Here is a 12,082-nt window from a genome sequence, read left to right as displayed (position 1 = left end):
TCCGCGGAGACCACCACGGTGTGGGACACCCCGGGGGTGTTGTCCACGAAATTGGTGATCAGCCAGTTCAGGTTCTGTGCGGCCTGGCTCATCTGGTTCAACTCAACGCTCCTGGTGATCTGCGCCGTTGCCGTCGCTCCGGCCCCCGAAACTATCGAACCCGGGCTGCTGGGCACCATGCTGGAAACCGGTCTGGGTGGCCTGCTCCGCGCCCACCCGGCGGCCCTGCTGGATGCCGCGGCGGAGGTTGGTCAGCCGGCCGCGCACCTCCTCGGGGGCCCGGGAGACCTGGGGACCGGTCAGCGGGGAGGCCTCGGCGGTGCCGGAGACCAGGTTGGCCTGCGGGGTCCGCCGCGGGAGACCGGACATCGTGACGCCGCTGGTCGAGGGCTCCCGGATCTGCTCCGCGCGGCGCCAGCGCTCGTCGTTGGCCGACGGACGCCACGGGGCGTCGCCCTCACCGGGCTGCGGCTGGCCCTGGGGGACCTGCTGCTGCGGCGCGGCCTGCTGGCCGTGCTGCCCCTGGGGGGCCTGCTGCCGGGGCGGACCGCCCTGGGGCTCCTGCCGGACCTCCGGCGCCGACGTGCCGGGGCGGCGCGGCTGGTACGGCCGCGGCCGGGCCTCCTGCGCGGCCCACGGCTGCTGCTCGGCGCCGCCCTCGGTCGAGCCGGTCGGCAGCGCCATCGGCTCCTGGCGGAGGGGCTCCGGACGGGCCTGCTCCTGGCGGACCGGCTCCGGGCGCGCCGGGTTCGGCACGTTCGGCAGCACCGGCTCGACCAGGCCGAGGCCCAGCGGGTCGCGCGGGTCGATCTGGCTGGCCTCGAAGCGCGGGCGGGCGAACTGCTGGGTGCTCTCGACCGGGGCCGGTTCGGCCGGCGGCAGTTGGGCCTGCGGGGCCTGCTGCTGCGGGAGCTGCGGCTGGCGGTCGCGCTGCGGCGCGTCCGGACCGGGGCGCTGCGGGCGGCGCGGGCCCTGCGGACCCTGCGGACCCTGGCCGCCGGGGCCCTGCGGACCCTGCGGGCCGGGGCGGCCCGGCTGACGGCGCTGCGGCAGGCCCTCCTGCGGACGGTTGCCCGGGCGGGTGCCCTGGCGCGGTGCACCCGGCGCACCGGGGGCACCCGGGCGGCCGTGCTGCGGCTGCTCGCCGGTCCGGGGACCGCCGTTCGGGTCACCGCCGGGGCGCGGGCGCTCCTGGCCGGGGCGGCCGGGCGCACCCTGCGGTCCGCCGGGCTGGCCGGGGCCACCGGGCTGCTGGCCGCGGCGGGGCAGGCCGGGGCCGCCCTGCGGCGGGCCCTGGCGGCCGGGGCCGCGCTGCGGCAGGCCGCCCTGGGCCGACTGCTGCGGCTGCTGAGCCTGCTGGGGCTGCTGGCCCGGCTGGGCCGGCGGGACGACCGGGTTCTCGCGGAGCGCCTTGCCGACCTGACGGGTCGGCAGGCCGCCGGCCCGCCCGCCGGGCGCACCGGGAGCGGTCGGGGCACCCGGCGCCGCCGGGGCGGCCGGACCGCCCTGGCCGAGCTGCGGGCGGCCCTGCGGGGCACCGCCGGCCGGGCCCTGGCCGAGCGCGGCGGGACCGCCCTGGCCGGCCGGCATCTGGCGCTGCTGGCGCGGCGTCGGGGCGACCCCGCGCTGCTGCTTGGCCTGCGCCGGACCGGGGCGGCCGGAGCCGCGGCGGTCGGCGGAGTTGGTGACGTCCACCGGGAGCATGACGAGCGCGGTGGTGCCGCCGGAGTCGCTGGGGCGCAGCTGGATGCGGATGCCGTGTCGCAGGGACAGGCGGCCGACCACGAAGAGGCCCATGCGGCGGGAGACGGAGACGTCCACCGTCGGCGGGTTGGCGAGGCGCTCGTTGATCTCGGCGAGGTCGTCGGGGCTCAGGCCGATGCCGGTGTCGTGGATCTCGACCAGCACGCGGCCGTCGGGCAGCGCGTGGCCGGTGACCCGGACGCGGGTCTGCGGGCTGGAGAACGAGGTGGCGTTCTCCAGCAGCTCGGCGAGCAGGTGGACGAGGTCGTTGACGACGCGGCCGGCGACCTCGGCCGACGGCACCGCGGCGAGTTCGATGCGTTCGTACTGCTCCACCTCGGACGCGGCGGCGCGGAGCACGTCGACCAGCGGAACGGGGCGGGTCCAGCGGCGGCCCGGGTCCTCGCCCGCGAGGACGAGGAGGTTCTCGCCGTTGCGGCGCATGCGGGTCGCGAGGTGGTCGAGCTTGAAGAGGTTGGCGAGCTGGTCCGGGTCCGCCTCGCGGCTCTCCAGCTCGGAGATGAGCGACAGCTGGCGCTGGATGAGGCCCTGGCTGCGGCGCGAGAGGTTGGTGAACATCGCGTTGATGTTGCCGCGGAGGAGGGCCTGCTCGGCGGCGAGGCGCACGGCCTCGCTGTGCACCATGTCGAACGCGTGGGCCACGTGGCCGATCTCGTCCGTGGAGTCGACGGCGACGGGTTCGACGGTGACGTCGACGTCGTGCGGGTCGCTCTCGGAGAGCGTCTTGACCAGCTCGGGCAGCCGCCGCTCGGCGACGTCCTCGGCCGCGGCCTGCAGGCGGGTCAGCGAGCGCACCATCGAGCGGGCGATCAGACCGGCGCCACCGAGGGCGACGAGCAGCACGAGGGCGACGGCGCCGGCGATGATCAGGGCGTCGGTGTCGGCCTGGGACTGGAGGTCCTGGGCCTTTCCGTCCAGGTTCTCCAGCAGCTTGGACTCGATCCGCTGCTCGGCCTTGATCTTGGCGGTGGCCTTCTCGTACCAGTCCTTGTAGCTGACCGGGTCGGTCTGGTGGATACCGCTCTGCTGGAGGATCGAGCGCGAGTAGCGGTCGGCGTCGGCGACGACGTTGTTGTAGCTCAGCTGGCCGCGCAGGTTGTCCAGGTCGTGCGCGGTGTAGATGTTGTTGAACGTCGTGAGCGCGTTGTCGTACGTCGTGCGCAGGCGGATACCGAAGGACTCGTCGCTCAGGCTGAGGTCGGGGGCCTTGGGGTTGGCGAGCGCCGCGCTGATCAGGGCGCGCTGCTGCGAGGTCGCGTCCTTGGCCAGCGAGAACTGCTGGAGCGCGCGGGTCGCGACGACCAGGTCCTTGTTGTTGGACGCGAGTGCGATGTCCTGGGTGATGGACAGCAGGTCGCGGATGATCACGTCGTACGCGGTGATCGTCGACTGGATGTTCTGGTTGTTCTGGTACGGCGTGTTGCGCGCGTCCGAGATCGAGTTGAGGTCCTTGCGGATCTGGAACAGCAGCGCCTTGCCGCCGGAGAGTTCGAGGTTCTCGAACTTGTCGGAGGAGGCGGTGAAGGTCCGGCTCAGGTCGTCGGTGGTCTTGCGCGCGGAGACGATGTCGTCGTCCAGCGGGTCGTTCGGCCGGTTGGTGATCGGGCCGGCGCTGATGTCGCGCTCGGTCTGCAGCGCGTCGGCGAGGTTGGTCGCCTTCTTGGCCAGGTCGGACAGGTTGGCCATCTGGGCGAGCTGCTGCGATGCCTGCATCGAGGTCTGGATGCGCAGGCCACCGAGGACCAGCGAGACCAGGACGGGCAGCGCGAGCAGCGCGATCAGTCGGGTCCGGATCCGCCAGTTGCGCATCGCGAGCCGACTCAGACCGGTGGCGCGGCGCCTGGTGAGGGATGTGCGGAGCTTGTCGCGGGCGGACTTCCGGTCCTGGTTGTCCTGTTCCGGGTGGCCGATGCCCTCGGGCGTCGGCGGTTCGGCCGGGCCACCGGGGGCCGCCGCCTGCTGGGGGGCTGCCACAGGCTCGCGCGACTCCGGGTTCCCCGCGGCGCCGCTACCCCTCTTGAAACGTCCCTGCACTGGCGTCGCAACCTCTGGACCGGGCGTCCCGCCGCGTCGCCACGGCCTGGACGGTGTCGAGTTTCCATCCGCACCCCGGCCGGTCCGGGAGAGCGGGCACCGGGGTGGACTGCTCCCTACCCACGGTCCGTGGCATTCCAGCACAGCGAGGGAATCCCAACAAGGGCCGCCGGGAACCATCGGTTACGGCTACCGACCGCGTGCGCGGTTTCACGGACTGTGCGGTAACCGGACCGGAATACCGCCTTTTTCGGACACTCGTCCGATACATGCCAACGGGACCCTAGATCGACAAGAGTCGCAGACCTGCCGGAATGCCCGATATCGGTGTTTTGTCGGGAAATCCCGTTCCGGCGAAATGTCGGATATCGGAGATTTGCGGACCTATTTGTGAGCAAAATCACAGGCGAATGTGTAGCTTTGGTCACGGTCCCTGTGGAATGAGATCTCGTAATCTGGCTGCATCCGGAGCACGGCCCCGATCAGCCTGCCCAGAATCCCTCCGAATCAATCGGACTCACTCAGGCCGTGCCGCCCCCGTCGTGGCGCGCCCGGCCGCGAACACGAGGTGCTGACTCGATGCCCCAGGCGAAGAAGGCCACCAAGTCCACGCTGTCCTGCCGCTCCACGGCGAACCCGCGCCGGACCACGCTGGCCTCGGTCGAGGACTTCAGCAAGATCCCCGGCGCCCGCAAGCCCGAGGACGCCGTCACCTACGCGACCGACCTGCCCGGCAACACCGCGAACCCGCGCCGCACCCAGCTGATGGTCGCGCCGGTGGTCGTCCCGCAGGACTGATCCCGCCCCGCGCCGCGCCAAGGGCGCCGCAGCCGTCGAACCGGCCGCGGCGCCCTTCGCGTTCGCGTGCCGGGACCGCCGGGCCGACCGCGCCGGGACGGCGCCCGCGCCGAACAGGGCCAAAGCGGCCGGGGGAGGGCCCACGCGATAGCCTGGTCGACGATTGACGGGGCCGCGCCCACGCCGGGCGGGGCGCCCAGCAGCGCCCGGGGGCGCCCCGGGCGGCCGACGAAGCGAGGGGTAGCCCAGCCGTGCGCATTGCGAGGTTTTCCGTCCGGGAAGGGAGCCCTGCCGCCGGCAGCGTCTCCTTCGGCGTCGTGGAGGGGGACCCGGCCCGCCCGGAGTCGCTGGTCGTCCACGCCCTGGCCGGCCACCCGTTCGGCCAGCCGCAACCCACCGGCGAGAGCTACCGCTTCCAGGACGTCCGGCTGCTCAGTCCGATGCTCCCCAACAAGATCGTGGCGGTCGGCCGCAACTACGCGGCCCACGCGGCGGAGATGGGCGGCGGCGTCCCCGACGTCCCGCTCACCTTCTTCAAGCCGTCCACCTCGGTGATCGGCCCGACCGAGAGCATCGCCTACCCGCCGTTCTCCTCGGACGTCCACCACGAGGCCGAACTCGCCGTGGTGATCGGCCGGATGTGCCGCGAGGTCCCGCTGGAGCGGGTGCCCGAGGTGATCCTCGGCTACACCTGCGCCAACGACGTGACCGCCCGCGACGTCCAGCAGCGCGAGGGCCAGTGGGCCCGGGCCAAGGGCTTCGACACCGCCTGCCCGCTCGGCCCCTGGATCGAGACCGACGTGGACCCGGGCGACCTCGCGATCACCTGCACGGTCAACGGCGAGCTCCGCCAGAGCGGGCGCACCTCCCAGATGGTCCGCTCGGTGGCCGAGCTGATCGTCCACATCTCCGAGGCCATGACGCTGCTGCCCGGCGACGTCATCCTCACCGGCACACCCGCTGGGGTGGGCCCCGTCAACGTCGGCGACGAGGTCGCCGTCTCCATCGAAGGCATCGGCACTCTCACCAACAAGGTGATCAAGCGTGGCTAACACTGACCCGGCCGTCCGGGTTCGCTTCTGTCCCTCCCCGACCGGCAACCCCCACGTGGGCCTGGTCCGCACCGCCCTCTTCAACTGGGCCTACGCCCGCCACAACGGCGGCACGCTGGTCTTCCGGATCGAGGACACCGACGCGGCCCGCGACTCCGAGGAGTCGTACGAGCAGCTGCTCGACGCGATGCGCTGGCTCGGCTTCGACTGGGACGAGGGCCCGGAGGTCGGCGGTCCGCACGCGCCGTACCGCCAGTCGCAGCGGATGGACATCTACGCGGACGTCGCCCGCCGCCTGCACGAGGCCGGCCACGCCTACCACTGCTACTGCAGCACCGAGGAACTGGACGCCCGCCGCGAGGCCGCCCGTGCGGCCGGCAAGCCCTCCGGCTACGACGGCCACTGCCGGAACCTGACGGACGACCAGGTCGCCGTCTACAAGCTGGAGAAGCGCGAGCCGATCCTGCGCTTCCGGATGCCCGACAAGACCATCGCGTTCGACGACCTGGTCCGCGGCACGCTCAGCTTCGAGCCGGAGAACGTGCCGGACTACGGCATCGTCCGGGCCAACGGCGCCCCGCTGTACACCCTGGTGAACCCGGTCGACGACGCCCTCATGGGCATCACCCACGTGCTGCGCGGCGAGGACCTGCTGTCCTCCACCCCGCGCCAGATCGCGCTGTACGAGGCGCTCGCCGAGATCGGCGTGGGCACCGGTGCCACCCCGCGCTTCGGCCACCTGCCGTACGTGATGGGCGAGGGCAACAAGAAGCTCTCCAAGCGCGACCCGCAGGCCTCGCTCAACCTGTACCGCGAGCGCGGCTTCATCCGCGAGGGCCTGCTCAACTACCTGTCCCTGCTGGGCTGGTCGCTCGCCGACGACCGCGACATCTTCGACACGGACGAGCTGATCGCGGCCTTCGACATCGCGAAGGTCAACTCCAACCCGGCCCGCTTCGACCTGAAGAAGTGCGAGGCGATCAACGCCGAGCACGTCCGCAAGCTGGCCCCGGAGGACTTCGTCCGCCGCCTGGTGCCGTACCTGCAGGCCCCCGGCCTGCTGCCGGCCGAGCCCACCGCCGAGCAGCTGGACCTGCTCGCCAAGGTGGCGCCGCTCACCCAGGAGCGGATGGTCGTGCTGAGCGAGATCGTCAACATGGCCGGCTTCCTCTTCGTCGACCCGGCCGACTTCGCGGTCGACCCGGACGACGCCGCCAAGGCGCTGACCGCGGACTCCCGCCCGGTGCTGGAGGCCAGCATCAAGGCACTGGAGGCGCTCGGGGACTTCACCCCGGAGCCGATCCAGGCCGCGCTGCGCGAGGCGCTGGTCGACGGGCTGGGCATCAAGCCCAAGTTCGCCTTCACGCCGCTGCGGGTGGCCGTCACCGGCCGCCGGGTCTCGCCGCCGCTGTTCGAGTCGATGGAGCTGCTCGGCCGGCCCGAGACGCTGCGTCGCCTGCGTTCCGCCCTGGACGCCCTGCCGGCCGCCTGAACGGGCCGCTGAGCACGCCCGCGGGCCCGGCCTGGTGCCGGGCCCGCGGCGTACCCGGAGGTCATCCGCCGGCCTCCCGGACGCTGCCTGGGGTTATCGATTTTGGAGCCAGGGCAGACGTCGGGTAATGTTCTTTCTGCGCCGCCCGGGAGGGAACGGACGAGGGAGCGAAAGCCCCCCGGCCGGGACCGAGCGAGAGGCGCAACGCCTGAGAGGATCCGATGAGGGTTCAACTCTGGTGGGGTATGGTGTAATTGGCAGCACGAGTGATTCTGGTTCATTTAGTCTAGGTTCGAGTCCTGGTACCCCAGCGCAGTACCGCAGTAACAGCAGTACCGCAGGACAAGTGAAGATCAAGCCCCCGTTGTGTAGCGGCCTAGCACGCTGCCCTCTCACGGCAGTAGCGCCGGTTCGAATCCGGTCGGGGGTACTGATCCCGCAAGGGATCACCTGGAAAGCCCCCGTTGTGTAGCGGCCTAGCACGCTGCCCTCTCACGGCAGTAGCGCCGGTTCGAATCCGGTCGGGGGTACTGATCCCGCAAGGGATCGCCAGGAAGCCCCCGTTGTGTAGCGGCCTAGCACGCTGCCCTCTCACGGCAGTAGCGCCGGTTCGAATCCGGTCGGGGGTACCAGAGCAGGAAGCCGGTGGGCTTGCCCACCGGCGCTTGCTTTGTGTTGGGGTATGGTGTAATTGGCAGCACGAGTGATTCTGGTTCATTTAGTCTAGGTTCGAGTCCTGGTACCCCAGCCAGAAAAGGAAGGCCCCGGTTTCCCGGGGTCTTTTTCGTTTTGTCCCCGCAGCGCCGTGCGGAAAAGCCCGGAGGGCCCCGATCGCTTTCGATCGGGGCCCTCCGGGCTTTTCCGGGGTGTGTCAGCTGCGCCGCAGGGCCTCGGTGAGCCGGTTCGCGGCTTCGATGATGGCCTGGGCGTGCAGCCGGCCCGGGTGGCGGGTCAGGCGCTCGATCGGGCCGGAGACCGAGACGGCGGCCACGACGCGGTTGGAGGGGCCGCGGACGGGCGCGGAGACGGACGCGACGCCCGGCTCCCGCTCGCCGATCGACTGGGCCCAGCCGCGGCGGCGGACGCCGCTCAGCGCGGTGGCGGTGAAGCGGGCGCCCTGGAGGCCGCGGTGGAGCCGCTCGGGCTCCTCCCAGGCCAGCAGCACCTGGGCGGCCGATCCGGCCTTCATCGGCAGGGTGCTGCCGACCGGGACGGTGTCCCGCAGACCGGAGAGTCGCTCGGCGGCGGCTACGCAGATCCGCATCTCGCCCTGCCGGCGGTAGAGCTGTGCGCTCTCGCCGGTGACGTCGCGCAGGTGGGTCAGGACCGGGCCCGCGGTGGCGAGCAGCCGGTCCTCGCCCGCCGCGGCGGAGAGTTCGGAGAGACGGGGGCCGAGGATGAAACGCCCCTGCATGTCCCTGGTGACCAGACGGTGGTGTTCGAGTGCGACGGCGAGTCTGTGGGCCGTGGGGCGCGCCAGACCGGTGGCGGCGACCAGCCCCGCCAACGTGGCGGGGCCCGACTCCAGTGCGCTGAGCACCAGAGCGGCCTTGTCGAGAACGCCGACGCCGCTAGTGTTGTCCATGCCCTAAGACTGCAGTCTCATTCCGCGAGACGCAAGTTCAATCTCGCCGGAAAAGCGCCACTCTGGATGCAGCAGCCCGGGAGACATCCAGGATGGGGCCTCGACAGAGTGTCCGCATCGTGGACACCGATCCGGCGTGCAGGTCGCGCGAAGCGCTCCGCACCGAGGGCGGCAGCTTTGACCTCGACGACACCGAGAAGGCCGGCAACGCGGCCGGCTGGAGGGAACCCGATGGGACGGACACTCGCAGAGAAGGTCTGGGACGACCACGTCGTGCGGCGCGCGGAGGGTGAGCCCGACCTGCTCTTCATCGACCTGCACCTGCTCCACGAGGTCACCAGCCCGCAGGCCTTCGACGGCCTGCGGCTGGCCGGCCGCCCGGTCCGCCGCACCGATCTGACGATCGCCACCGAGGACCACAACACCCCGACGCTGGACATCGACAAGCCGATCGCCGACCCGGTCTCCAAGGTCCAGTTGGAGACGCTGCGCCGCAACGCCGCCGAGTTCGGCGTCCGGATCCACTCGCTGGGCGACGTCGAGCAGGGCGTCGTCCACGTCGTCGGCCCGCAGCTCGGCCTGACCCAGCCCGGCATGACCGTGGTCTGCGGCGACTCCCACACCTCCACCCACGGCGCCTTCGGCGCGCTGGCCTTCGGCATCGGCACCAGCCAGGTCGAACACGTGCTGGCCACCCAGACGCTGCCGCTCGCGCCGTTCCGCACCATGGCGATCACCGTCGAGGGCGAGCTGCCCGAGGGTGTCACCGCCAAGGACCTGATCCTCGCCGTCATCGCGAAGATCGGCACCGGCGGTGGCCAGGGCTACGTCCTGGAGTACCGCGGTTCGGCGATCCGGAGCCTGTCCATGGAGGCCCGGATGACCATCTGCAACATGTCGATCGAGGCGGGCGCCCGGGCCGGCATGATCGCCCCGGACGAGACCACGTTCGAGTACCTCAAGGGCCGCCCGCACGCCCCCCGGGGCGCGGACTGGGACGCCGCCGTCGCGTACTGGAACACCCTGGGCACCGACGAGGACGCGGTGTTCGACCACGAGATCTTCATCGACGCGAACGAGCTGACCCCGTTCGTCACCTGGGGCACCAACCCCGGCCAGGGCGCTCCGCTGGGCTCCGCCGTCCCGCACCCCGAGGACTTCGCCGACCCGCAGGAGCGCACCGCCGCCGAGAACGCCCTGAAGTACATGGGTCTGGAGGCGGGCACCCCGCTGCGCGAGGTCAAGGTCGACGCCGTCTTCGTCGGCTCCTGCACCAACGGCCGCATCGAGGACCTGCGCGCCGCCGCCGCCGTGCTGGACGGCCGCCGGATCGCCGACGGCGTACGGATGCTCGTCGTGCCGGGCTCGGTGCGCGTCGCCCTGCAGGCCGTCGAGGAGGGCCTGGACAAGGTGTTCACCGCGGCCGGCGCCGAGTGGCGGCACGCGGGCTGCTCGATGTGCCTGGGCATGAACCCCGACCAGCTCGCCCCCGGCGAGCGCTGCGCCTCCACCTCGAACCGCAACTTCGAGGGCCGGCAGGGCAAGGGCGGCCGCACCCACCTGGTCTCCCCGCAGGTCGCCGCCGCGACCGCCGTCCTGGGCCGGCTGGCCGCCCCGTCCGACCTGACCGCCGACATCGCCGTGGAGGCCTGAGCCATGGAGAAGTTCACCACCCACACCGGCCGGGCCGTCCCGCTGCGCCGCAGCAACGTCGACACCGACCAGATCATCCCCGCCCACTGGCTGAAGAAGGTGACCCGCTCCGGCTTCGAGGACGGGCTGTTCGAGGCCTGGCGCAAGGACGAGTCGTTCATCCTCAACCAGCCGGAGCGCCGGGGCGCCACCGTCCTGGTGGCCGGTCCCGAGTTCGGCACCGGCTCCTCGCGCGAGCACGCCGTCTGGGCGCTGCAGAACTACGGCTTCCACGCCGTCATCTCGTCGCGCTTCGCCGACATCTTCCGTGGGAATTCCCTTAAGAACGGTCTGCTGACGGTCGTCCTGCCGCAGGAGACGGTGGAGCGCCTCTGGGTCCTCACCGAGAGTGACGCCGGCGCCGAGATCACGGTCGACCTGGAGGCCCGCGAGGTCCGGGCCGAGGGTGTCACCGCGCCGTTCGAACTGGACGACAACGTCCGCTGGCGGCTGCTCAACGGCCTGGACGACATCAGCATCACGCTGCAGAACGAGGCCGACATCGCCGCGTTCGAGGCGACTCGCCCGGCCTTCAAGCCCCGCACCCAGCCCGCCGCCTGAGATCCCTTCAGAACAAGCATTCTGACGATCCGCCGGATGGCCCGCCCCCTCCTCGGGGGGGCGGGCCATCCGGCGTTCCGGAGGACGAGTTAGGGCCGCCGGGTCGCCCCCGATTGCCCATTTGGCTTTGCCCGAGAGGGCCCCGCGCATGCACAACTGCGGGTAGATGGCACAATCAGTGCATGCACCGGCACCATGAACCTCCGTACGCGGGCGGCGAACCCGCGCCTTCGGAGTCCACGGGCCGGGGATCCGAACGCCGAATTGACGAGCGGCCGGACGTCGCCTCCGCACCTGCTGAGGGGCCGGACGACCCGGAAGTCGCAGCGCTCTACGCGCTTGTGGCCGAGCGGTTGAAGCAAGCTCACGACCGTGTGCATGCGCTGAACGTGTCTACGGATGCAAAGACCGCTCTCACCCGTCAACTCCTCATCGTCACCGAGGCCGCCAAGCGCGATCTTCCGGAGGCGGCAAGGCGGTTGAGTCGGTTTGTGCATGACCTCGACGAGGGGCGCCCGCCGCTCGGCTGAGGTCGCCGACGCGCAAATCCATTGCGACACTAGGGTGATTCGCGCGTTTGGTAATTGAAAGTCCGCAGATACATACCTAACGTGCGAAAAGAACGGATGGAATCATCCGGCGCCCGTTTCCGAAGGGGAAGACGTGAACAAGGCTCAGCTTGTCGAAGCGGTGGCCGAGCAGCTGGGCGGTCGCAAGGCTGCCGCAGAGGCCGTCGACGCAGTGCTCGACACCATGGTCCGTGCCGTTGTGGCCGGTGACCGGGTTTCGGTCACCGGTTTCGGCACCTTCGAGAAGGTGGAGCGCTCCGCGCGCTTCGCCCGCAACCCGCAGACCGGCGAGAAGGTCAAGGTCAAGAAGACCTCGGTGCCCCGCTTCCGTCCGGGCCAGGGCTTCAAGGACCTGGTCAGCGGCAGCAAGAAGCTGCCGAAGGAAGGCCCCTCGGTGAAGAAGGCCCCCAAGGGCTCCCTCACCCCGGGCAAGAGCGGCGTCGCCGCCACCCCGGCCGCCAAGCGTGCCGCCACCAAGCGCGCCGCCGCTGCCGCCGCGCCGGCCGCCAAGAAGGCCGCCGCCAAGAAGACGGCC

At 71.4% G+C, this 12,082-nt stretch carries 9 protein-coding genes, 5 tRNA genes and 1 pseudogene; 12 read left to right on the top strand and 3 right to left on the bottom strand.

Annotated elements, in window-relative coordinates; translation table 11 throughout:
* Together AB0C76_RS25270 and AB0C76_RS25265 are read right to left on the bottom strand one after the other, a co-directional pair.
* A pseudogene (locus AB0C76_RS25270) lies at positions 1–92 on the bottom strand (roadblock/LC7 domain-containing protein); the annotation flags it as partial.
* A 10-nt stretch (positions 93–102) separates the two neighbouring features.
* The gene (locus tag AB0C76_RS25265) at positions 103–3,738 is read right to left on the bottom strand and encodes a nitrate- and nitrite sensing domain-containing protein (RefSeq protein WP_359969618.1); all 3,636 of its coding nucleotides are present in this window, start codon (positions 3,736–3,738) and stop codon (positions 103–105) included.
* A gap of 639 nt (positions 3,739–4,377) precedes the next feature.
* On the opposite strand from AB0C76_RS25265, the gene AB0C76_RS25260 reads away from it, so the two are divergent.
* The 8 genes from AB0C76_RS25260 (at position 4,378) to AB0C76_RS25225 (ending at position 7,891) form a co-directional block, all read left to right on the top strand.
* Entirely contained in the window at positions 4,378–4,596 is a 219-nt protein-coding gene (locus tag AB0C76_RS25260) for a hypothetical protein (RefSeq protein ID WP_359969617.1), read from the top strand.
* A 251-nt stretch (positions 4,597–4,847) separates the two neighbouring features.
* On the top strand, positions 4,848–5,648 hold the full coding sequence (locus tag AB0C76_RS25255) for a fumarylacetoacetate hydrolase family protein (RefSeq protein WP_359969614.1): 801 nt from the start codon (positions 4,848–4,850) through the stop codon (positions 5,646–5,648).
* A complete protein-coding gene (gene gltX, locus AB0C76_RS25250) occupies positions 5,641–7,140 on the top strand; it encodes a glutamate--tRNA ligase (protein ID WP_359969611.1) in 1,500 nt (499 codons plus the stop codon). The genes AB0C76_RS25255 and gltX overlap by 8 nt, the downstream gene beginning before the upstream one ends.
* A gap of 239 nt (positions 7,141–7,379) precedes the next feature.
* A tRNA-Gln gene (locus tag AB0C76_RS25245) sits at positions 7,380–7,451 on the top strand.
* A 46-nt stretch (positions 7,452–7,497) separates the two neighbouring features.
* Positions 7,498–7,570, top strand: a tRNA-Glu gene (locus tag AB0C76_RS25240).
* A 27-nt stretch (positions 7,571–7,597) separates the two neighbouring features.
* Positions 7,598–7,670 (top strand) — tRNA-Glu (locus AB0C76_RS25235).
* 26 nt (positions 7,671–7,696) lie between these two features.
* Positions 7,697–7,772 (top strand) — tRNA-Glu (locus tag AB0C76_RS25230).
* 44 nt (positions 7,773–7,816) lie between these two features.
* Positions 7,817–7,891, top strand: a tRNA-Gln gene (locus tag AB0C76_RS25225).
* 120 nt (positions 7,892–8,011) lie between these two features.
* Here AB0C76_RS25225 and AB0C76_RS25220 read toward each other — a convergent pair.
* Entirely contained in the window at positions 8,012–8,725 is a 714-nt protein-coding gene (locus AB0C76_RS25220) for an IclR family transcriptional regulator (protein ID WP_030246527.1), read from the bottom strand.
* A gap of 231 nt (positions 8,726–8,956) precedes the next feature.
* On the opposite strand from AB0C76_RS25220, the gene leuC reads away from it, so the two are divergent.
* From leuC to AB0C76_RS25200, 4 genes are all read left to right on the top strand, one after another.
* A complete protein-coding gene (gene leuC, locus AB0C76_RS25215; RefSeq protein ID WP_359969608.1) occupies positions 8,957–10,378 on the top strand; it encodes a 3-isopropylmalate dehydratase large subunit in 1,422 nt (473 codons plus the stop codon).
* Positions 10,379–10,381: 3 nt separating this feature from the next.
* Positions 10,382–10,978: a 3-isopropylmalate dehydratase small subunit gene (gene leuD, locus AB0C76_RS25210; protein WP_359969605.1), complete on the top strand. Its 597-nt coding sequence runs from the start codon at positions 10,382–10,384 to the stop codon at positions 10,976–10,978.
* Positions 10,979–11,319: 341 nt separating this feature from the next.
* A complete protein-coding gene (locus AB0C76_RS25205) occupies positions 11,320–11,508 on the top strand; it encodes a hypothetical protein (protein WP_359969630.1) in 189 nt (62 codons plus the stop codon).
* Positions 11,509–11,641: 133 nt separating this feature from the next.
* The coding region (locus AB0C76_RS25200; RefSeq protein WP_359969602.1) for an HU family DNA-binding protein at positions 11,642–12,082 on the top strand (441 nt) is incomplete at its 3' end.

It is taken from the genome of Kitasatospora sp. NPDC048722 (genome assembly GCF_040650235.1).
Taxonomy (GTDB): Bacteria; Actinomycetota; Actinomycetes; order Streptomycetales; family Streptomycetaceae; genus Kitasatospora.
This window is presented reverse-complemented; position numbering and strand designations above follow the sequence as displayed.

Excerpts from the sequence above, each read along its gene's own strand:
- AB0C76_RS25260 (WP_359969617.1), top strand. The coding sequence starts at position 4,378 with ATGCCCCAGGCGAAGAAGGCCACCAAGTCCACGCTGTCCTGCCGCTCC.
- AB0C76_RS25220 (WP_030246527.1), bottom strand. The coding sequence starts at position 8,725 with ATGGACAACACTAGCGGCGTCGGCGTTCTCGACAAGGCCGCTCTGGTG.
- leuC (WP_359969608.1), top strand. The coding sequence starts at position 8,957 with ATGGGACGGACACTCGCAGAGAAGGTCTGGGACGACCACGTCGTGCGG.
- leuD (WP_359969605.1), top strand. The coding sequence starts at position 10,382 with ATGGAGAAGTTCACCACCCACACCGGCCGGGCCGTCCCGCTGCGCCGC.